The sequence below is a fragment of the Dickeya chrysanthemi NCPPB 402 genome, from assembly GCF_000406105.1.
Classification (GTDB): domain Bacteria; phylum Pseudomonadota; class Gammaproteobacteria; order Enterobacterales; family Enterobacteriaceae; genus Dickeya; species Dickeya chrysanthemi.
This window is the reverse complement of record NZ_CM001974.1, coordinates 171,050-192,518: the sequence shown is the minus strand read 5'-3', so window position 1 is coordinate 192,518 and position 21,469 is coordinate 171,050. Positions and strand designations below refer to the sequence as shown.

Annotated in this window: 17 protein-coding genes, 1 tRNA gene and 1 pseudogene; 5 read left to right on the top strand and 14 right to left on the bottom strand. The window is 55.9% G+C overall.

What is annotated here, in order from left to right; translation table 11 throughout:
* Positions 1-14: 14 nt before the first annotated feature.
* A complete protein-coding gene (gene putA, locus DCH402_RS00970) occupies positions 15-3,992 on the bottom strand; it encodes a trifunctional transcriptional regulator/proline dehydrogenase/L-glutamate gamma-semialdehyde dehydrogenase (RefSeq protein WP_039999097.1) in 3,978 nt (1,325 codons plus the stop codon).
* A 361-nt stretch (positions 3,993-4,353) separates the two neighbouring features.
* Here putA and putP point away from each other — a divergent pair, with 361 nt between their 5' ends.
* On the top strand, positions 4,354-5,853 hold the full coding sequence (putP, locus tag DCH402_RS00965; RefSeq protein ID WP_039999095.1) for a sodium/proline symporter PutP: 1,500 nt from the start codon (positions 4,354-4,356) through the stop codon (positions 5,851-5,853).
* Positions 5,854-5,891: 38 nt separating this feature from the next.
* Here putP and DCH402_RS00960 read toward each other — a convergent pair whose 3' ends face one another.
* From DCH402_RS00960 to ilvC, 3 genes are all read right to left on the bottom strand, one after another.
* Positions 5,892-6,296, bottom strand: a complete 405-nt coding sequence (locus DCH402_RS00960) for a hypothetical protein (protein WP_226052046.1) — start codon at positions 6,294-6,296, stop codon at positions 5,892-5,894.
* On the bottom strand, positions 6,274-6,666 hold the full coding sequence (locus DCH402_RS00955; RefSeq protein ID WP_233276309.1) for a polymorphic toxin type 44 domain-containing protein: 393 nt from the start codon (positions 6,664-6,666) through the stop codon (positions 6,274-6,276). The genes DCH402_RS00960 and DCH402_RS00955 overlap by 23 nt, the downstream gene beginning before the upstream one ends.
* Positions 6,667-6,842: 176 nt before the next feature.
* Complete coding sequence (ilvC, locus tag DCH402_RS00950; RefSeq protein WP_039999091.1) at positions 6,843-8,321, bottom strand: ketol-acid reductoisomerase; 1,479 nt, start codon at positions 8,319-8,321, stop codon at positions 6,843-6,845.
* 169 nt (positions 8,322-8,490) lie between these two features.
* Between ilvC and ilvY the strand changes: the two genes are divergently transcribed.
* Together ilvY and DCH402_RS00940 are read left to right on the top strand one after the other, a co-directional pair.
* Positions 8,491-9,378, top strand: a complete 888-nt coding sequence (ilvY, locus tag DCH402_RS00945) for an HTH-type transcriptional activator IlvY (protein ID WP_039999089.1) — start codon at positions 8,491-8,493, stop codon at positions 9,376-9,378.
* Entirely contained in the window at positions 9,378-10,142 is a 765-nt protein-coding gene (locus DCH402_RS00940; protein WP_050583238.1) for a lysozyme inhibitor LprI family protein, read from the top strand. Before ilvY ends, DCH402_RS00940 begins: the two co-directional genes overlap by 1 nt.
* 3 nt (positions 10,143-10,145) lie before the next feature.
* Here DCH402_RS00940 and DCH402_RS00935 read toward each other — a convergent pair whose 3' ends face one another.
* The 8 genes and pseudogenes from DCH402_RS00935 to DCH402_RS00905 all read right to left on the bottom strand — a co-directional run.
* The gene (locus DCH402_RS00935) at positions 10,146-10,886 is read right to left on the bottom strand and encodes a DUF2461 domain-containing protein (RefSeq protein WP_039999087.1); all 741 of its coding nucleotides are present in this window, start codon (positions 10,884-10,886) and stop codon (positions 10,146-10,148) included.
* A 108-nt stretch (positions 10,887-10,994) separates the two neighbouring features.
* Positions 10,995-12,539, bottom strand: coding sequence for a threonine ammonia-lyase, biosynthetic (ilvA, locus tag DCH402_RS00930; protein ID WP_027710623.1), 1,545 nt, complete (start codon positions 12,537-12,539; stop codon positions 10,995-10,997).
* A 5-nt stretch (positions 12,540-12,544) separates the two neighbouring features.
* Positions 12,545-14,395 carry a dihydroxy-acid dehydratase gene (gene ilvD, locus DCH402_RS00925; RefSeq protein ID WP_039999085.1) on the bottom strand — a complete coding sequence of 617 codons (1,851 nt, stop codon included), beginning with the start codon at positions 14,393-14,395 and terminating at the stop codon, positions 12,545-12,547.
* Between the two features lie 72 nt (positions 14,396-14,467).
* The gene (ilvE, locus tag DCH402_RS00920) at positions 14,468-15,394 is read right to left on the bottom strand and encodes a branched-chain-amino-acid transaminase (RefSeq protein ID WP_039999083.1); all 927 of its coding nucleotides are present in this window, start codon (positions 15,392-15,394) and stop codon (positions 14,468-14,470) included.
* A 23-nt stretch (positions 15,395-15,417) separates the two neighbouring features.
* Entirely contained in the window at positions 15,418-15,675 is a 258-nt protein-coding gene (gene ilvM / locus DCH402_RS00915; protein ID WP_012767922.1) for an acetolactate synthase 2 small subunit, read from the bottom strand.
* 35 nt (positions 15,676-15,710) lie between these two features.
* A complete protein-coding gene (ilvG, locus tag DCH402_RS00910) occupies positions 15,711-17,357 on the bottom strand; it encodes an acetolactate synthase 2 catalytic subunit (RefSeq protein WP_039999081.1) in 1,647 nt (548 codons plus the stop codon).
* 139 nt (positions 17,358-17,496) lie between these two features.
* Positions 17,497-17,595 carry an ilv operon leader peptide gene (gene ilvL / locus DCH402_RS20925; RefSeq protein ID WP_071526243.1) on the bottom strand — a complete coding sequence of 33 codons (99 nt, stop codon included), beginning with the start codon at positions 17,593-17,595 and terminating at the stop codon, positions 17,497-17,499.
* A 273-nt stretch (positions 17,596-17,868) separates the two neighbouring features.
* Positions 17,869-17,988 (bottom strand): annotated as a pseudogene (locus DCH402_RS00905) (hypothetical protein); the annotation flags it as partial.
* A 263-nt stretch (positions 17,989-18,251) separates the two neighbouring features.
* Between DCH402_RS00905 and DCH402_RS00900 the strand changes: the two are divergent.
* Positions 18,252-19,778, top strand: coding sequence for a YifB family Mg chelatase-like AAA ATPase (locus DCH402_RS00900; RefSeq protein WP_039999077.1), 1,527 nt, complete (start codon positions 18,252-18,254; stop codon positions 19,776-19,778).
* A 62-nt stretch (positions 19,779-19,840) separates the two neighbouring features.
* Here DCH402_RS00900 and DCH402_RS00895 read toward each other — a convergent pair whose 3' ends face one another.
* Complete coding sequence (locus DCH402_RS00895) at positions 19,841-20,179, bottom strand: MaoP family protein (protein ID WP_012767918.1); 339 nt, start codon at positions 20,177-20,179, stop codon at positions 19,841-19,843.
* 120 nt (positions 20,180-20,299) lie between these two features.
* Between DCH402_RS00895 and hdfR the strand changes: the two genes are divergently transcribed.
* Positions 20,300-21,127: an HTH-type transcriptional regulator HdfR gene (gene hdfR / locus DCH402_RS00890; RefSeq protein ID WP_039999074.1), complete on the top strand. Its 828-nt coding sequence runs from the start codon at positions 20,300-20,302 to the stop codon at positions 21,125-21,127.
* Positions 21,128-21,387: 260 nt separating this feature from the next.
* On the opposite strand, the gene DCH402_RS00885 is transcribed toward hdfR, so the two are convergent.
* Positions 21,388-21,463, bottom strand: a tRNA-Trp gene (locus DCH402_RS00885).
* Positions 21,464-21,469: the final 6 nt, after the last annotated feature.

Below are 21,469 nucleotides of genomic sequence, written 5' to 3'. Positions count from 1 at the left end.
AATGCCGCCTGCCATTATCCAATCGTCATCAGGCTGGCGTTACCGCCGGCTGCGGCGGTGTTGATACTGAGCGAGCGCTCAAGCAGCAACCGTTCCAGCACAATGTCGGTTTCTCCGCGGGATAACCCTTGCACGCCGACAATCGCGCCGTCGCGCTGCGCCAGTTGTTCGCACAAGTGACGCAACTGATCGGCATCGCCGTGAAAAATCACGGCGTCAAACCGGCTGCCGTCCGTCACTCCATCGCGGCAAAATGCCACCCGTGTCTGTACCTGTTCAGGCAGTTGCCGATACCGTACCTGCCGCTCCGGCGTATCAAACCACAACGCCCGGCTGCCCACCGCCAGCACCGCCGCCAGTTGCACCAGCGCATCATCGTCGTTATCTGCTACGCACAGCACCTGCTCGCGCGGCAGCAGCGTATAGGTATCACGCTCGCCGGTGGGGCCGGGCAACACCCGAACGGTGCCGCTCTGCGTCAGTTCGCCGTAACGCTGGCAGCATGAAACCAGTGCGTCACGCTGAACCTGTCCCGCCCAGGTTTCCAGCGCCTGTAATCCCGCCAACAGCGTCTGGCGTGCGGTGAAATCTGCCGGGCGCTCGCTGTCCTGACGTGCCAGCGTCTGTATCGCCGCATCATCCGGGCGGTGCGACAGCAAACGGTGAAGATAGAGTGGCCCGCCCGCTTTAGGTCCGGTACCGGACAACCCTTCGCCGCCAAACGGCTGCACGCCGACCACCGCCCCGACCATATTACGGTTTACATACAAGTTGCCCACCTTCGCCTGACTGGTCACCCGGGTAATCGTCTCGTCAATACGGGTATGCAGGCCCAGCGTGAGCCCATAACCGGCGGCGTTGATTTGCCCGATCAACGCATCCAGTTGACTACGGGAGTAGCGCACCACATGCAGCACCGGACCGAACACCTCCTGTTGCAACTCCTCCACGCTCTCCAGTTCAATCAACGTCGGGGGAATGAAATGCCCGCGGGTCCATTCCGCTTCGTCCCGGCCGTTCGTCCAGGCGGTCTGAAACACCGGCCGTCCTTTCGTTCTCAGAGTTTGAATATGGCGCGCAATCTGCTGTTTCGCCTCAGCGTCGATCACCGGCCCAACGTCGGTAGAAAGCCGCTCCGGGTTCCCCATACGGCACTCCGCCATCGCCCCACGCAGCATCGCCAGAGTTTTTTCCGCCACCTCTTCTTGCACGCATAACAGCCGCAACGCCGAACAACGCTGACCGGCGCTATCGAACGCCGAGGTCACGACATCCGCCACCACCTGCTCGGTCAGCGCGGAGGAATCGACAATCATCGCGTTGATGCCGCCGGTTTCGGCGATGAACGGCGTGGTACGCCCTTGCGGGTCGAGCCGTCCGGCCAGCACTCGCTGCAACTGCGCGGCAACAGCGGTGGAGCCGGTAAACATCACCCCGCGTACCCGCTCGTCACGCACCAGTGCTGCGCCGACGGTTTCGCCGGCGCCCGGCAACAATTGCAACGCCCCGGTCGGCACACCGGCCTCATGCAGTATCTGCACCGCCTGCGCGGCAATCAGCGGGGTCTGTTCCGCCGGTTTGGCCAGCACGCTGTTACCCGCCGCCAGCGCCGCCGCTATCTGGCCGGTGAAAATCGCTAATGGAAAGTTCCACGGACTGATGCACACCACCGGCCCCAGCGGGCGATAGTCATGATTGTTGAACGTCTCGCTGACCTGAGCGGCGTAATAACGCAGGAAATCCACCGTTTCACGCACTTCCGCCACCGCGTTCGCCAGCGTTTTGCCCGCTTCGCGTACCAGCAACCCCAACAAATGCTGTTGCTGATTTTCCAGCAAGTCGGCGGCACGCGACAGAATCGCCGCCCGTTCGGCAGCCGGTGTGGCAAACCAGATATCGCCGGCGCTGGCAGCCTGTTCCAGCGCCGGCGCGATGTCCTGCGCTTGCGCTTCGCGCACATACCCCACCACATCACGCGGTTCAGCCGGGTTAATCACCGGCCGGTCTTCGCCACCGCCAGCGCCCTCAACGGCCAGTATCGGTTGCGCTTGCCACAACCGGGCGGCGCCGCTCAGCAACGCACTGGACAACGACGCCAGCCGGTGTTCGTTGGATAAATCCAGCCCGCCGGCATTGCGCCGCGTGCCGCCATATAGCGCTCGCGGCAACCGAATACGCGGATGCGGCTGTCCGACCTGCCCATCCCGCGCGGCCAGCACTTCCGCTTCGCTGACCGGGTCGGCCACCAGCGTCTCCAGCGCTACCGACGGGTCGGCAATCCGGTTGACAAACGAGGTGTTGGCGCCATTTTCCAGCAAACGGCGCACCAGATAAGCCAGCAGCGTTTCATGGGTGCCGACCGGGGCGTAAATTCGACACGGGCGGTTCAGTTTGCCGTCCGCCGCCTTACCCACCACCTGCTCATACAGCGGCTCGCCCATGCCGTGCAGACACTGGAACTCGTACTGCCCCGGGTAGTAATTGTTGCCCGCCAGATGATAAATGGCGCTGAGCGTATGGGCGTTGTGGGTGGCGAACTGTGGGTAGATCAGGTTCGGCACCGCCAGCAGGCGGCGGGCACAGGCCAGATAGGAAATATCGGTATACAGCTTGCGGGTATAGACGGGGTAACCTTCCAGCCCATCCATCTGGGCGCGCTTGATTTCGCTGTCCCAGTAAGCGCCTTTCACCAGCCGAATCATCAGCCGCCGCTGGCTGCGGCGCGCCAGGTCAATCAATGCGTCTATCACGAACGGGCAACGCTTCTGGTAAGCCTGAATCACAAAACCGATGCCGTTCCACCCCGCCAACTGCGGGTCGAAACACAACCGCTCCAGCAAATCGAGCGACAGCTCCAGCCGGTCCGCCTCTTCGGCATCAATGTTAATGCCGATATCGTATTGCCTCGCCAGCCGCGTTAGCGATAACAGGCGCGGATAAAGCTCATCCATCACCCGTTCGTATTGCGCCCGGCTGTAACGCGGATGCAACGCCGACAGTTTGATGGAAATACCCGGCCCTTCGTAAATACCGCGCCCGCCGGCCGCTTTACCGATAGCGTGAATCGCCTGCTGGTAGGAAGCTAAATAGGCCTCGGCGTCATCTGCGGTCAGTGCCGCTTCACCCAGCATGTCATAGGAATAGCGAAAACCTCGCGCTTCCATCTTACGGGCATTCGCCAGCGCCTCGGCGATGGTTTCCCCGGTGACGAACTGTTCGCCCATCAGCCGCATCGCCATGTCCACGCCTTTGCGTACCAGCGGCTCGCCACTTTTGCCGATGATACGGTTAAGCGCGCCGGACAGATGGGATTCATTATGGGTCGAAACCAGCTTGCCGGTGACCAGCAGCCCCCAGGCCGCGGCGTTGACGAATAACGATGTACTGCGCCCAACGTGTGACTGCCAGTTGCCGGTACTGATTTTGTCGCGAATCAATGCGTCCCGCGTCGGCTTATCCGGGATACGCAGCAGCGCCTCCGCCAGACACATCAATGCCACCCCCTCCTGCGATGACAGCGAGAATTCTTGTAACAGGCTCTGCACCATGCCCGCGCGACCGCCGCTGTTTTTCTGATTGCGCAGCGTCGCCGCGAGACGAGCCGCCAGCGTGCTGGCGGCGTGCGACATCGCCTCCGGCATACGCGCCTGTTCCAGCAACATCGGCACCATTTCTGTTTCCGGCCGTCGGTATGCGGCGGTGATAGCGGAACGCAATACCGACTGCGGCAACACCTGTTCAGCAAAGTCCAGAAACGGCTGGTGGGTTTCTTCTTGCGGCGATTGCGGCATAATCTCTGCCGCCTCAATCGGGTCCTGCCCGGCTGGTTGAGGAATTTCAGGCGTGTCCGCACCACTTTCAAGGCGTTCGAGATAGCTGAAAATGGCCTGTTTAATCAGCCAGTGCGGCGTACGATCGATACGCTGCGCCGCGGCTTTGAGACGCTCGCGCGTGGCCTCATCAAGCTTGACGCCCATGGTGGTGGTGCCCATATCCGCTCCTGTTATATACCCTCAATAATTCGGCTTGCGGGAAAGTACAACGCGCCTGCAACCTGAAATATGACGGGTATAAGAAAGTTATGTTGGAAAGCAAAGCTACTATCCGGCATGTTGCAACTTTGTGCAACCTTGTTAATAAACTACGCTTTTCACCATATTTGCCGCCCATTTCGCTGATAGCGACAGTCGGCCTTTTCGGCAAACCAGGCCAGATTGGTACTGATGTCGGCTCAACCATCAGCAGAAAGGTGCAACCCGTAGCAACTAAATCGCGAATCCGTTCCGGCAAGCCGGACAGTGCCCGGCCTACCGGAGCGCAGGACTGACGGATAGCATCACAATGGAGAAAATAATGACGACGATGAGCACACCATTGCTGGTCACCTTTCTGGTGTACATCTTCGGGATGGTGTTGATCGGCCTGATGGCCTATCGCGCCACCCACAATTTTGGCGACTATATTCTGGGTGGTCGCCGTATGGGGAGTGTGGTCACCGCGTTATCCGCCGGAGCGTCCGACATGAGCGGCTGGCTGCTGATGGGGTTACCGGGCGCCGTGTTTTTGTCGGGTATCTCCGAAAGCTGGATAGCGATTGGCCTGACCATCGGTGCTTACCTGAACTGGACCTGGGTAGCCGGGCGCCTGCGGGTACACACCGAGGTTAACCATAACGCGCTGACGCTGCCGGATTATTTCAGTCATCGCTTTGAAGATAAAAGTAAATTGCTGCGGGTGATTTCAGCGCTGGTGATCCTGGTGTTTTTCACTATTTATTGCGCCTCCGGCATTGTGGCGGGGGCCCGCCTGTTCGAAAGCACCTTTGGCATGAGCTACGATACCGCCCTGTGGGCGGGTGCCGCGGCAACCATTGCTTATACCTTTATCGGCGGTTATCTGGCAGTCAGTTGGACCGACACCGTGCAGGCCAGCCTGATGATTTTCGCGCTGATCCTGACGCCGGTGATCGTCATCCTGTCGGTGGGCGGCATCACGCCGTCGCTGGCGGTGATCGAAAGCAAGAGCCCGGCTAATCTGGATATGTTCAAAGGGTTGGATACCATCGCCATCCTGTCGTTGCTGGGCTGGGGGCTGGGTTATTTCGGCCAGCCGCATATTCTGGCGCGTTTCATGGCCGCCGATTCACACCACACCATTCGCAACGCCCGCCGTATCAGCATGACCTGGATGGTGCTCTGTCTGGCCGGTGCCGTTACCGTCGGGTTCTTCGGCATTGCTTACTTCACCGGCAATCCTGAGCAGGCCGGCAACGTCACCCAGAACGGTGAGCGCGTCTTCATCGAACTGGCGCGTCTGCTGTTTAACCCGTGGATCGCAGGCATATTGCTCTCCGCGATTCTGGCGGCCGTCATGAGTACGCTCAGTTGCCAGTTGCTGGTGTGTTCCAGCGCCATCACCGAAGATTTGTACAAACCGTTTCTGCGCAAAAACGCCAGCCAGAGAGAGCTGGTGTGGGTCGGCCGCGCGATGGTGCTGCTGGTATCGGTCATCGCGATTGCGCTGGCGGTGAACCCCGAAAACCGGGTTCTGGGGCTGGTCAGTTACGCCTGGGCCGGCTTCGGCGCCGCCTTCGGCCCGGTCATTCTGATTTCCCTGCTGTGGCCGCGCATGACCCGTAATGGGGCGCTGGCTGGCATGTTGGTCGGCGCCACAACCGTGATCGTCTGGAAACAGTACGGCTGGCTGAATTTGTATGAAATCATCCCCGGCTTCTTGCTGTCCTGCGCCGCGATTATGGTGGTGAGCTTGCTGGGCCGGGCGCCGTCCGCCGTCGTGACCGAGCGCTTCCATCAGGCCGAGCGGGAATTCAAATCCGCACCGGCGGATGCCTGATCCTTTGATAACAATTCGGCCCGGGTCATCGGGCCGTATTATGGGTGAGTCACGGTAATGCGGGTTTTCAGTATTTCATGCTTGTTATGTAACCGAATGCGGTTATCCAGTTTATAAACTTCACCCGTGAGGCTAATGTTTAAGACCCCATTATTCATCGTAATTTCTGCATCACGAGTATTCGTTTTGAGGATTTCTACCGGTACTCCACCTTCAATACTTACTGTATAAGAATACACAAAGCCTACCGTAGCACCACCACTTTCAAGCTGTAAAACATTTACCCTAATATTATTACCACCAAATCTATATTCACTTACCTGACTATATTCCTCACTCGGGAAATAGATAAACCAAAAGAAAAAAAGCGCCACAAAAAGAATAAACAAAACAATAAAAGAGAGCAGCCATTTCAATATATTAGTAACCTTTACTTTTGGCATACTCTATTCCTAACTTAATATATTCCTGATCATTAGGGTCATCACCATAAGGTTCATCATCCCAACAAACGCTATTATCTGGCTGATAATTCCCTGCGCGCATCTGCGCACACCCTGCGGCTCTTAACAAAATATTTTCAGGTATGCCAGCAGCATAACCAACTGCGCCGTAATGAAAGTTACCGAAGTTCTCATACTTCCGCCCTTTCTGCTTAAAATCCCAGGGGCCTTTATTTCGGACTAATTTGTAAAAATCATAATAATCTAGCGGCCCCACAATTCTTCCATATTTCTGCCTAAGATAAGACATATTGGCATCGACAGACACGCCTTCTGTCGCAGTTGGATATCGCATACTAATTCCTTCCATGGAGTCTCATCAAAAATTTATTTATAAACCCATTCTGGCTGAAAATTTTTCGGTTATATCAAAAAGACTTAACCAGATTAACCTGAAAAACTTAATATATTGCTTTTCATTTAAACAAGCAAAAAAACGGGGCGCAATCCACGCCCCGTTTTGATATGCGATAGGTGCTAATGGTCTTAGCCGGCGACCGCAATACGTTTCATGTCGGTCATGTAGCCACGCAGTTTCTTACCAACGGTTTCGATCGGGTGGTTACGGATGGCTTCGTTCACGTCACGCAGTTGCGCGTTGTCCACACTGTTCGCCGCAACCGGTTTGCCCAGATCGCCCGGCTGCAGGCTGTCCATGAATGCGCCTTTCAGCAGCGGAACCGCCGCGTTGGCAAACAGGTAGTTGCCGTACTCTGCGGTGTCGGAAATGACCACGTTCATTTCATACAGGCGCTTACGGGCGATAGTGTTGGCGATCAGCGGCAGTTCGTGCAGTGATTCGTAGTAGGCGGACTCTTCGATGATACCGGCGCTCACCATGGTTTCGAACGCCAGTTCTACACCGGCTTTCACCATCGCGATCATCAGTACGCCGTTGTCGAAGTATTCCTGCTCGTCGATTTTACCTTCGAACTGCGGCGCGTTTTCAAACGCGGTTTTGCCGGTTTCTTCACGCCAGGTCAGCAGTTTCACGTCGTCGTTAGCCCAGTCGGCCATCATGCCGCTGGAGAACGCACCGGAGATGATGTCATCCATGTGTTTCTGGAACAACGGCGCCATAATGCCTTTCAACTGTTCAGACAGTGCGAACGCACGCAGCTTGGCCGGGTTGGACAAACGGTCCATCATCAGGGTGATGCCGCCCTGTTTCAGCGCTTCGGTGATGGTTTCCCAGCCGAACTGAATCAGTTTTTCCGCGTAAGCCGGGTCAACGCCGTCGGCCACCAGCTTGTCGAAACTCAACAGCGAACCCGCCTGCAACATACCGCACAGAATCGTCTGCTCACCCATCAGGTCAGATTTCACTTCAGCGACAAAAGAGGACTCCAGTACGCCGGCACGGTGACCGCCGGTCGCCGCCGCCCAGGCTTTGGCAATCGCCATGCCTTCGCCTTTCGGGTCGTTTTCCGGGTGAACGGCGATAAGCGTCGGCACGCCGAAACCACGTTTGTATTCTTCACGCACTTCGGTGCCCGGACACTTCGGCGCAACCATCACCACGGTGAGGTCTTTACGAACCTGTTCGCCCACTTCAACGATGTTGAAACCGTGGGAATAACCCAGCGCCGCACCCTGTTTCATCAACGGTTGTACCGCCTGAACTACGGCAGAGTGCTGTTTGTCCGGCGTCAGGTTAACCACCAGATCCGCCTGCGGGATCAGCTCTTCATACGTACCGACTTTAAAGCCGTTTTCAGTCGCCTTGCGCCATGACGCACGTTTTTCGGCGATGGCTTCGGCACGCAGAGCGTAGGCGATATCCAGACCGGAATCGCGCATGTTCAAACCCTGGTTCAGCCCCTGAGCGCCACACCCTACGATGACCACTTTCTTGCCTTTCAGGTAGCTGGCTTCATCCGCGAATTCGTCGCGGCTCATGAAACGGCATTTGCCTAATTGCGCCAGCTGCTGACGCAGGTTCAGTGTATTGAAGTAATTGGCCATGAGGCGTGCTCCATTTGATATTGTGTTTGCATTGGCTTTATGTTCGGGACGGCGATAACCACCGCCATCAGAATGTCATTATGATATGACAGGAAATACATTGCTTAAATTGATATATTAACAACGTCATATTGCAAGAATTGCAACACTAAAACGAGACACTGCGCGCATGGACTTACGGGATCTGAAACTGTTTTTGCATCTGGTGGAGAGCCGCCACTTCGGCCGCACCGCCAAAGCGATGCACATCAGCCCCTCCACGCTGTCGCGCCAGATTCAGCGGCTGGAAGAGGATATCGGTCAGGCGTTGTTTCTGCGCGACAACCGTACCGTGCGCCTGACCGATGCCGGCGAACACCTGAAAACCTTCGCGCAGCAAACCCTGCTGCAATACCAGCAATTGCGCCTGATTTTGCAGCAGCAAGGCCAGTCGCTCAGCGGCGAACTACGGCTATTTTGCTCGGTAACCGCCGCCTATAGCCACTTGCCGCCGATTCTCGACCGTTTCCGGGCGCGACACCCGCTGGTGGAAATCAAACTGACCACGGGGGATGCCGCCGACGCGCTGGATAAAGTGCAGTCCAACGAAGCGGATCTCGGCATCGCCGGCCACCCGGAAACGTTGCCGACCAGTGTGGAGTTCATGCCTATCGGCAAGGTGCCGCTGGTGCTGATCATTCCGGCACTGCCCTGCCCGGTACAAACGCAGGCGTTGCAACCGCATCCGGACTGGTCGCAAATTCCGTTTATTCTGCCGGAGCACGGCCCGGTGCGGAAAAGAATTGACGTCTGGTTCCGCCGTCAACACATTACCAATCCGCCTATTTACGCCACCGTATCCGGACACGAAGCGATGGTGTCGATGGTCGCACTGGGCTGCGGTATCGCATTGATCCCTGATGTGGTACTTGAAAACAGCCCTGAACCGGTGCGTAATCGTGTATCAATATTAGAAGCACAGGCGATGGAGCCGTTCGAATTGGGCGTCTGCGTACAGAAAAAACACCTTAGCTCCCCGTTGATCGCAGCATTTTGGGAAACCTTACAGGAAAAATGATGAAACGATTGCTCGCTACGTGGCTGCTGCCATTGGTTGTGGGGGGCAGTGCGCTCCCGGCGCTGGCCGCCAGCTTTCCCTGCCAGCAAGCCAGTTCGGCGCAGGAAAAGCTGATTTGCCAGACACCGGCGCTCAGCCAGTTGGATGACGAGCTGGCGAAAGAGTGGCAGAAATCACGTGCGTTTCTCACCGGCAACCCCGAACGCGTCGCGCAGGAAAAAATCCTGACTCAGTTTCAGCGCAGTTGGCTATCCAGCCGTAATACCTGTCGGGATGAAGAGTGCCTGCGGCTGAGCTACCAGCAGCAGCTCAACCGCCTGCGCTACCTGAACGACGTCACCCAGCATCCCCTGCCGGACCCGATCGCCCTGTCACGTCGCAGCGGTTGCTTTGACGGCGACTACAGCTACGAGTACTACCTGCAGCTATCCACTCAGGAATACGACGAGCTCAGCGATTACTTCAAAGAAATGTACGATCAGAAAGCGCCATATCATCTGGTCAACCTGACGCTGAATACCGAAGACGGCGATATTACCGGTACCGGCTCGGTGGCGTTTCGTTATGCCAATAAACTGGATGACATCACGCTCAGCGCCCGCCAGATGACCGACACGCAAGCCATCGGCCAGACCGAAAGCAGCTTCGGCGGTCAGAAAAAACTGTTGTTAACCTGCGTGGATAACCGGCAGTTGCAAATCACCGTGTTTGACGCCGCCGGTGAAAGCTATCTGTTTGATTATTTGATGGCAAAGGGGAAATAACCCTCAGCGGCTAAACCACTTCTCATCCAGAAAGGCGGGGCTGACTTTTTCAGGTTCCGCCGCTTTCTTCATCGCTTCGATCTTCATCAGATAATGGTACAGCGGCTCCAGCCGGGTAAAGCCTTTCGCCAGCAGCGGCACCAGCTCACCGCTAAACAACGGCTCCTGATCCTGCCGGGTGGCTATGACCGCAAACGATTTACGGTTGTACCAGGTTGCCAGTTCCGCGGGTTGCTCTTTAATCAGCGGCCGTTTGTAACTCTCGCCCACCAGCTCAAACTCGTGCCCCAGGCAGGCCGCCACCTTCAGAAAACCCAGCGGGTTATCACGCAGCGTCTGCCGGAACAGCTCCATGGTGGTGCGGCTGGCGCTGTAATACCCCAAACCGTAGCTCCAGTCGGTCGGCGTCAGCTCGAAAAAGTAGACTGGTGCATCGGTCCAATCTTTATGGGTGCGTTTAAAGGTGAACCACATCTTGTCGCGATAGCGGGATTTGTCATGGGAAAAGCGGGTATCGCGGTGAATGCGGGATAAGGTTTTGCCCACCGCCGGTTTGGTTTCAAAATGGTCGTCAATTTGCAGCATGGCGATGGACAGCGTATCGACCAGCGAGCGAAACGGCGTCAACAATTGGTCTTCATACGTTTGCCGGTGATCTTCAAACCATTCTTTACTGTCCTGCTGACGTACCTGCTGCAAAAACGTCAGCGTATGCGGTGAAAAACCGTTAAATCCCGTTGCCATGATGTGTGTCCCTGACTGATGAGACATCAAGCCTACCGCAGCACGCCCTAAAATAAAATGCGCCCGGCGGCGTAACACCGTCGGGCGCATTCGGCGCAGCTTACTGCTTTAGCCTTGCAGGAAGAACCGAAACGCCGGATTCTGCGTCTCGTCGTGGCACTCATACCCCAACGCCTGCAAATGTTGCTCGAACGCCGGGTCATGCTCCGTACGTTCGAAAGCCGCCAGCACCCGACCAAAGTCGGTGCCGTGGCTGCGATAATGGAACAACGAGATATTCCAGTACGTTCCCAGCGTATTGAGGAACTTCAGCAGCGCACCCGGCGATTCCGGAAATTCGAAGCTGTACAACCGTTCTTTCAGCGGTTTGGACGGTCGGCCGCCGACCATGTAACGCACATGCAGTTTCGCCATCTCGTCGTCGGACAGATCCACCACCTGATAGCCGCCCGCCTGCAACTCCGCCAGAATCTCATGACGTTCGACGTTGCCGCGCGTCAGCCGTACGCCGACAAAAATACAGGCGTTGTCGGCATCCGCGTAACGGTAGTTGAACTCGGTGACGGAACGCCCACCCAGCAACTGGCAGAACTTGAGGAAACTGCCCTTCTGCTCCGGAATCGTCACCGCCATCAGCGCTTCACGTTGTTCACCCAGCTCACAGCGCTCGGAGACGTAACGCAGCCCGTGGAAGTTGACGTTAGCGCCGGACAAAATATGCGCCAACCGTTCGCCCTGAATATTGTGCTGCTGGATGTATTTTTTCATCCCGGCCAGCGCCAGCGCCCCGGACGGCTCGGCAATCGCACGAACATCCTCGAACAGATCTTTGACCGCCGCGCAGATAGCGTCGCTGTCGACGGTGATGACATCGTCCAGATACTCCCGGCACAGACGGAAGGTTTCGTTACCGATGCGTTTCACCGCCACCCCTTCGGCAAACAGCCCGACGCGCGGCAAATCTACCGGCTGGCCGGCATCCAGCGCCGCCCGCAGGCAGGCGGAGTCTTCCGCTTCGACGCCGATCACCTGGATCTGCGGCATCAACTGCTTGATCAACACCGCTACGCCCGCCGCCAGCCCGCCGCCGCCTACCGGCACGAATACGCGGTCCAGATGCGCATCCTGTTGCAGCAGCTCCATCGCCAGCGTCCCCTGCCCGGCGATAACCGCCGGGTGGTCGAACGGCGGCACAAAGGTCATGTGCTGCTGTTGCGACAGTTCGATGGCTTTGGCTTTGGCTTCATCGAAATTGGCGCCGTGCAACAACACTTCGCCGCCGAAATCACGCACCGCATCGACCTTGATGTCTGCGGTGGCGACCGGCATTACGATCAACGCGCGAATGCCGAGGCGGCTGGCGGACAGCGCCACGCCTTGCGCGTGGTTACCGGCCGAGGCCGTCACCACACCGTGCGATTTCTGCTCGTTGCTGAGACTCGCCATCATGGCGTAAGCGCCGCGCAGCTTGAAGCTGTGCACCGGCTGACGATCCTCACGCTTAACCAGAATGACGTTACCCAGCCGCGAGGAGAGTTTATCCATTCGCTCCAGCGGCGTGACCTGCGCCACTTCGTACACCGGCGCGCGCAACACCGCGCGCAGGTACTCCGCTCCGCCGGGTTCGGCGGGAAGAGGTTGTGATACAGCCATGGCGTTTAGCCTCCCAGCTTGCTCTTGTCTCGGACCGCGCCTTTGTCGGCGCTGGTAGCCAGGCTGGCGTAAGCGCGCAGCGCAAAGGAAACCTGACGATTACGGTTTTTCGGCGTCCAGGCGGCATCGCCGCGCGCCAGTTCCTGCTCGCGACGACGGGCCAGCTCGTCGTCGCTCACGTCCAGCGCGATGCTGCGTTTAGGAATGTCGATAGCAATCATGTCGCCATCCTGTACCAGACCGATAGTTCCGCCATTGGCCGCTTCCGGCGACGCATGGCCGATAGACAAACCAGAGGTGCCGCCGGAGAAGCGGCCATCGGTGATCAGCGCACAGGCTTTGCCCAACCCCATCGACTTCAGGAAGCTGGTCGGATAGAGCATTTCCTGCATGCCGGGGCCGCCTTTCGGGCCTTCGTAGCGAATCACCACCACGTCGCCGGCCTGCACGCGGCCGCCCAGAATCGCGTCTACCGCGTCATCCTGGCTTTCATAGACCTTGGCTGGCCCGCGAAACACCAGGCTGCCTTCGTCTACGCCGGCCGTTTTCACGATACAGCCGTCTTGCGCCAGATTGCCGTACAACACAGCCAGACCGCCATCCTGACTGTAAGCATGTTCGCGAGAGCGGATGCAGCCTTCCTGACGATCGGTATCCAGCGACTCCCAGCGGCAGTCCTGCGAGAACGCCTGCGTGGTGCGAATGCCCGCCGGGCCGGCGGCAAACATTTTTTTCACCGCTTCATCCTGCGTCAACATAACGTCATAGGCAGCCAGCGTTTCCGGCAGGGTCAGGCCCAGTACGTTTTTCACGTTCTTGTTCAGCAGGCCGGCGCGATCCAGCTCGCCCAGAATGCCGATGACGCCGCCGGCGCGGTGCACATCTTCCATGTGGTATTTCTGGGTGCTCGGCGCCACCTTGCACAATTGCGGTACTTTGCGCGACAGGCGATCGATGTCGTCCATGGTGAAGTCCACTTCCGCTTCCTGCGCCGACGCCAGCAGGTGCAGCACGGTGTTGGTGGATCCACCCATGGCGATGTCCAGCGTCATGGCATTTTCAAACGCCGCCTTGGTGGCGATATTGCGCGGCAACGCGCTGGCGTCATCCTGCTCGTAGTAACGCTTGGTCAGTTCAACGATGCGTTTGCCCGCGTTGAGGAACAGCTGTTTGCGGTCGGCGTGGGTCGCCAGCAGCGAGCCGTTGCCCGGTTGGGACAAGCCCAGCGCTTCGGTCAGGCAGTTCATGGAGTTGGCGGTGAACATGCCGGAACAGGAACCGCAGGTCGGGCAGGCGGAGCGCTCAATCTGATCGCTGTCGGCATCGCTGACGTTCGGGTTGGCGCCCTGAATCATGGCATCCACCAGATCCAGCTTGATGAGCTGATTGGAGAGTTTGGTCTTCCCGGCTTCCATCGGACCGCCGGAGACGAAAATCACCGGAATATTCAGGCGCAGCGACGCCATCAGCATCCCTGGGGTTATCTTGTCGCAGTTGGAGATGCACACCATGGCGTCCGCGCAGTGCGCGTTGACCATGTACTCCACCGAGTCGGCGATCAGCTCGCGGGACGGCAGGGAATAGAGCATACCGCCATGCCCCATGGCGATGCCGTCATCCACCGCGATGGTATTGAATTCTTTAGCGACGCCGCCGGCGGCTTCAATCTGCTCGGCGACCAGTTTACCCAGATCGCGCAGGTGAACGTGTCCAGGTACGAATTGTGTGAACGAGTTCACCACGGCGATGATGGGCTTGCCGAAATCGGCGTCGGTCATCCCTGTGGCGCGCCACAGGGCTCGCGCTCCAGCCATATTACGACCATGCGTGGTAGTGGCTGAACGGTACTTAGGCATACTCTGATTACTCCAGTTTAAACGGGTAGCCGGTGGCGGCACGCCACCGGAAAAAAGTCTGATATTGATCGATTAACGGTTTACCGGGTCCAGCCAGCCCCATTTGTCTTCCGTCTCACCAGTGAACAGGCCAAAGAACGCCTGTTGTAACTGTTTGGTGACCGGACCGCACTTGCCGATGCCGACCTGAATGCCGTCCACGCTGCGAACCGGGGTGATTTCCGCCGCGGTGCCGGACATGAATACTTCATCCGCCAGATACAATGATTCGCGCGACAGCACTTGTTCACGCACTTCAAAGCCTTTGTCTTTTGCCAGCTTGATGATGGCATCGCGGGTAATGCCCGGCAGCGCGGCGGAAGTAAACGGCGGGGTGAAAATCACGCCTTCTTTTACTTCAAACAGGTTTTCGCCTGCGCCTTCGGAGACATAACCATTCACATCCAGCGCGATCCCTTCCTGATAACCATGACGACGCGCTTCGCTGCCCACCAACAAGGAAGACAGATAATTACCGCCTGCTTTGGCCGCGGTCGGAATGGTATTGGCTGCAACACGATTCCAGGACGACACCATAGCGTCGATGCCCTGATCCAGCGCCTCTTCACCCAGATACGCACCCCACGGGAACGCGGCGATAATTACATCGGTATTGTAGCCGGCCGGCGGGTTAACCCCCATGCCGACATCGCCGACAAATACCAGCGGACGGATATAAGCGCTGGTCAGATTATTGCGACGCAGTGTTTCTCGGCAGGCGTCCATCAGCTCATCAACGCTGTAGGAGATCGGCATACGGTAAATTTTGGCTGAATCATGCAGACGCTGCATGTGTTCACGGTGACGAAACACCACCGGACCCTTATGGGAACTGTAGCAACGTACCCCTTCAAACACCGACGTACCGTAGTGCAAAGCGTGGGACATCACATGTACTTTGGCGTCCGCCCAGGGAACCATCTCGCCATTGAACCAAATATAGTCTGCTTTCTTCGTCATTATTGCTTTCCTTACCGATGCCGTCAGGCACGTATTTGTTGTGATGTGAGCGGCTGGATCTCCACACAGGCGATGTCCAGCAGTTTGCTTAATTGGGTTGACAATAAATCCACCGGTCTGTGACTGGCAACCGTCATGTCAATTTGTACCTGATCGTCACTGTTCGCCTGCGTCATATTCATGGCGCACACCTGAAAGCCGCGGTGGCGGGCCACGCGCAATACACGCTCCAGAACTTCAGGGCGATAGCGGGCCTGAATGGAAAGCTGATGATGTGTCATGGGAACGTCTCCTGCCATTATTCTGTGTTATCGAACTATTCTGTCTTATCCAACATGGTTTCATTACCGGCACCGGGTGGCACCAGCGGCCAGACATTCTCATTCTCGTCGATGGAAACATGCAGCAGATAAGGGCCTTCGCTGTTCAGCAGCGCATCCAGGGCGGAGTCAATCTGGTCTTTACGGGTGATTTGCCGGCCGGGAATGCCGAAGGCGCTGGCCAGCATCAGGAAATCGGGGTTATCGGAGAGGTTGGTTTCACTGTAGCGTTCGTCGAAAAACAGTTGCTGCCATTGTCGAACCATACCCAGCCGCTGATTGTCCAGCAAGACTATCTTCAGCGGCAGACGTTTTCGTTTGATGGTGCCGAGCTCCTGCACATTCATCATGAAAGAGCCGTCACCGGAAATACAGATTACAGTATCGTCAGGACGCGCCACCTGTGCGCCAACCGCTGCCGGCACGCCAAATCCCATGGTGCCCAGCCCACTTGAGGTGATGAAATTTTCCGGGCGGGTGAAGTGCATATGCTGAGCGGCCCACATTTGGTGCTGGCCGACATCGGTGGTGATCACCGTCTCAGCCGGCATACGATCCGCCAAGGTACGGAGCAGCGCCGGAGCGTAAATAGCCTCGCCTGGGTGGTCATAGCGCCATTCATATTCGGCTCTCATCATCGCGGCCTGCTGACGCCAGTCGGCGATATTCAGCGGCTGTTGCAGCGCCGGCAGCAACTGATTCAGATCACCGCGCAACGCCACGTGCGCCTGACGCAGTTTGTTCAGTTCCGCCGGGTCGATATCCATGTGGATTACACTGGCATGGGGCGCAAACGCGCTCAGCTTGCCGGTCACGCGGTCATCAAAGCGCGCGCCAACGGCAACCAATAAATCGCATTCCTGTACCATCAGGTTAGCCGCACGGGTGCCGTGCATACCGATCATGCCGAGATAGTAAGGATAGTCTTTCTCCACCGCACCCAACCCTTTCAGGGTCGCCACTGCGGGAATATGGGTCGTCTCGATAAAGGTGCGCAGCGCCGGAACCGCCTGCGCCATACCTACCCCGCCACCGATGTACAGCACCGGTTTTTTCGCCTGCGCCAGCATCGCCCGCGCTTCTGTGACCTGCTGGATCGAAAAAGGCATGGCATCATCCACCGGCATAAAACAGGGAGAGAAATCCCCCTCAGCCAGTTGGATATCCTTGGGAATGTCGATCAATACCGGGCCGGGACGCCCACTACGCGCCACGGCAAACGCTTCCGCCATGATTTCCGGTAATGAGTCGATAGACTCAACCAGAAAACTATGTTTGGTACAAGCCAGCGACAGGCCGAGTACATCGATTTCCTGGAACGCATCGGTTCCGATCAACGCGGAGCCAACCTGCCCGGTAATCGCCACAATGGGAACGGAATCCAGCAAGGCATCCGCCAGACCGGTAATCAGGTTGGTCGCGCCGGGGCCGGATGTCGCGATGCAAACCCCGACCTTGCCGGTAGAACGAGCATAACCGATGGCGGCCATGGCAGCCCCCTGCTCATGACGGCAGAGCAGGTGTTCCACGCCACCGTCATACAACGCATCATAGACCGGCATGATTGCACCACCAGGATAACCGAATACGGTCTCCACTCCCTGCGCCCGCAACGCTTGTACCACCCACTGTGCACCATTCATAGTTATTTCCCCGACTCTGCCTGAGGAAACCAGGATTTTATGCTACTCGGCATGTTTTGCTCCCTTATTGCCATTACCGGCCCATAAAAAAACCCCCGACCTTTCGGTGCGGGGGTTTTCTTGAATTCGGCCTTGATTTTTAAGCCATTCTTCGTCCAAGTGCTGCCCCGCACGGTGGGATAATAATCACCACCACGCTAATCACGACTAGGCTAATCACCAGGTTGAAGGCTTTCATTTCAGGTTGTTCATTAATCTATTGTCGAACGAATACCTACAGAGTTATCACAGTAAGCCGTACTGTGACAACTCTTTTTTTCCGTGATTATCGGGTCAACAAACCGAGCAACATCACAAAAAAACTTATTATTCAGTTACTAATCTACGACATATCCAGGTTGGTTTTTTTGTCAGCCAACCGCTATCGGCAAATGCCGCCGACGCCGCGATCACGATGGCGACTATACCGGCCACCGCCGCCATAGCCAGCGAAATCTGCGCCATGCTGACGAAAGGCCTGGGCAAGTTCACTAAGCAGGAAAACCAGAATGAAGAAATTGAATGCATCCAGCGCCCAGCTCAAAAAGCTGGCAATCGCGGCATTACGCTGCTGGGAAGTCCAACCGAACATAATTTTTAATCCTGATAATAAAGACAATAACATGTCATTAGCAGGCTGAACGGCAGGCAATGCTGTGCCCGGCATAAATCTGTTGCGAACACAGTCTCCTTGTAACATTCCCTCAACAACGAACGGAAGGGCACACACAATTTTATGAATCCCATCTGAAAGAGCAGATTGTTTTATGACAACGTCTCACAAAATGACCATCTCCGCCGTGTGGCAAAACTCTCGAACAGGCATGATGCCCACGCTACAGGGAGGAATGAGTCATGACATTGGCAGTGACCTATACGCGAGCCACTATCGGCATGCAGGCACCGGAAGTCTCGATTGAAGTGCATATCAGTAACGGCCTACCGGCACTGACGCTGGTCGGCCTACCAGAAACGACGGTTAAAGAGGCCCGAGATCGGGTACGCAGTGCATTGATCAACTGCGGTTTTACCTTTCCAGCCAAACGAATTACCGTCAATCTGGCACCGGCGGATCTACCTAAAGAGGGAGGGCGCTATGATCTTCCCATCGCGTTGGCTATTCTGGCGGCGTCAGAACAGATTGCCGGCGAAAAGCTGGCACAATATGAATTCCTCGGCGAACTCGGGCTGTCAGGTAGCCTAAGAGGCGTTCATGGCGCAATTCCAGCAGCACTGGAAGCGCAGAAAGTAGGCCGGAGCCTGATTCTTCCGGAAGACAATAAAATGGAGATGACACTGGTTCCTCATGGAGATACCTTTCTCGCTAATCATCTATTGCAAGTTTGCGCTTTTCTGCAAGGTGAAGCCACCCTACTGCGTGGCGATAACATCGCCTACAACGCGCCAGCCCACACGCCAGCACCGGATTTGAAAGAGATAATAGGGCAGGAACAAGCGAAACGTGCGTTGGAGATTGCCGCCGCAGGCGGACATAATCTGCTATTACTCGGCCCACCGGGAACCGGTAAAACCATGCTGGCCAGCCGTTTATCCGGTTTGTTGCCTGAGCTTAACGACGACGAAGCGTTGGAGAGCGCCGCCATTAATAGCCTGATTGATATTCAGTCAGGCCTTTCACAGTGGCGTAAACGGCCGTTCCGTTCCCCTCATCATACCGCCTCTATTACGGCGCTGGTCGGTGGAGGGGCGCTGCCCAAACCAGGTGAAATATCTCTGGCACATAACGGCGTATTATTTCTGGATGAACTGCCGGAATTTGAACGGCGAGTGCTGGATTCGCTGCGTGAACCACTGGAGTCCGGCGAGATAGTGATTTCCCGCACCCGTGCCAAGGTCTGTTATCCTGCGCGTTTTCAGTTAGTCGCAGCCATGAATCCCAGCCCATCAGGCCACTATCAGGGCATCCACAACCGCATGCCAGCACAACAAATCCTGCGTTATCTCAACCGGCTTTCGGGCCCATTTCTGGATCGTTTTGATTTATCTATCGAGGTGCCATTGCTGCCGCCGGGTATTCTTCAACAGCAAACACGTATCGGTGAAGATAGCGCGACCGTAAGGGAACGGGTTTTTGAGGCCAGAAAACGACAACTGGACCGCGTCGGCAGAATCAACGCACAGATGAAATCGGATGATATCGCCAGCCACTGTAGACTAAAGAGTGAAGATGCCGCCTATCTGGAAGAGGTGATGAGTAAACTGGGACTATCAGTCAGGGCCTGGCACCGCATACTAAAAGTCTCACGTACGATTGCTGATCTAGGAGGAGAAGAGCAGATACGTCGAGCTCATTTATCCGAAGCACTCAGTTACCGCAGCATGGACCGTCTATTAATTCAGTTACATAAAAGTCTGGCATGAATCTACGTTTATCTTCGGTAACTAACAGCAGATATGAAAATGGGGCCGGAGCCCCATTCAGATTAATCATCGCTTTCCGTGTATTCTTCCACAGCGTCCATTTGCGGCTTGCCGCCAGACAGCGTGTGGAAGCGTTTGGGACGACGAATACGACTGGTATACTTCGCCCAGATTTTTTCCAATTCGGTCTGTGCAGCACGCTCACCACGGCATACAGCAACAAACTGGGTTTCTTCTTCCGTCACCGGATGGCGCTTACCCGAATCAAGTTCGTTAAATGCATGTCCATAACGCTCCAGCAGTTGAGCTTCTTTAATCGTAAAGTCACCATGCCTGGAAAAACCACGTGGATAAAATCTGTTATCAAAAAAACGACTAGTTGTTGAGAAGCTTTCCGCCATCTTACACGCTCCTAATTCTCATATGGTCGTGCCGTTTATGGCGCGGAGTATTAGATAGGCTTGACTTCCTGTAAAACAAAACATTTAAATCATGACGACAAAAAATTTTTGGAGAAAAGCATGGATACCGACTTACTGAAAACCTTTCTGGAAGTCAGCCGGACCAGACACTTCGGCCGGGCGGCCGAATCATTGTATTTGACACAATCAGCAGTGAGTTTCCGCATCAGACAGTTAGAAAATCAATTGGGCGCCAATCTGTTCACTCGGCACCGCAACAATATTCGCCTGACGCCTGCAGGTGAACGCCTGCTGCCCTATGCTGAAAGCCTCATTGGTACCTGGCAAATTGCCAAGAAAGAAGTCGCACGCTCTCAGCAGCATAGTCAGCTATCTATAGGTGCTACAGCTTCGCTATGGGAAGCATTTCTGACCCCTTGGTTAAATGAACTCTATCAGCAACGGCCGCTATTGCAGCTAGAAGCAAGAATCGCGTTGCGGCAAACGCTGATTAAGCAACTGCATGAGCGTCAACTGGATTTACTGATAACCACAGAATCACCGAAGATGGACGAACTTTCCTGTCAGTTATTAGGAAACTTTTCTTTGTCTTTATTCGCGTCAGCCAACAACACACTAACCGAAGAAAGACCCTATATCAGACTGGAGTGGGGGGCAGACTTTCACCAGCATGAAACACCTTGGCTACCGAGTGATCAGGCACCATCGCTCACAACATCCTCCGCACACCTGACGCGCCAATTGATGTCTTCTATTGGTGGTTGTGCGTTTCTCCCCAGCGAATGGTCACAGCATTATCCCGAGCTCCTCTTAATTTCTGAAGCTAACACGATAGTCCGGCCCTGCTATGCTGTCTGGCTTGAAAATAGCGATCAACAGGAATTGATTAAACAGTTACTGAAAACTCCCCTCAACATAGCCTCTTAACGTTGATGCGCTCAACGATCTACCTGAAAGTCCTACGGACTTTCGGAAGATCGATAACCCTAACATCCCCACAAAAACCGGTACCATCATAAAACACACAGGGATCTTATATTTCAGTACTGATCTTACTGAAAATAGATCAGCTATTTATGCTGCCTGACAAGGTATTGTTGGCATGTGCGCCCAAATGGGAATAGGTGGAATGAAAATCAATGGACGAAAAAAAACCCTTCACGTTACCATGAAGGGTTTAATTTGTTTGGCAGGGGCGGAGAGGCTCGAACTCCCAACACCCGGTTTTGGAGACCGGTGCTCTACCAATTGAACTACGCCCCTAAATAG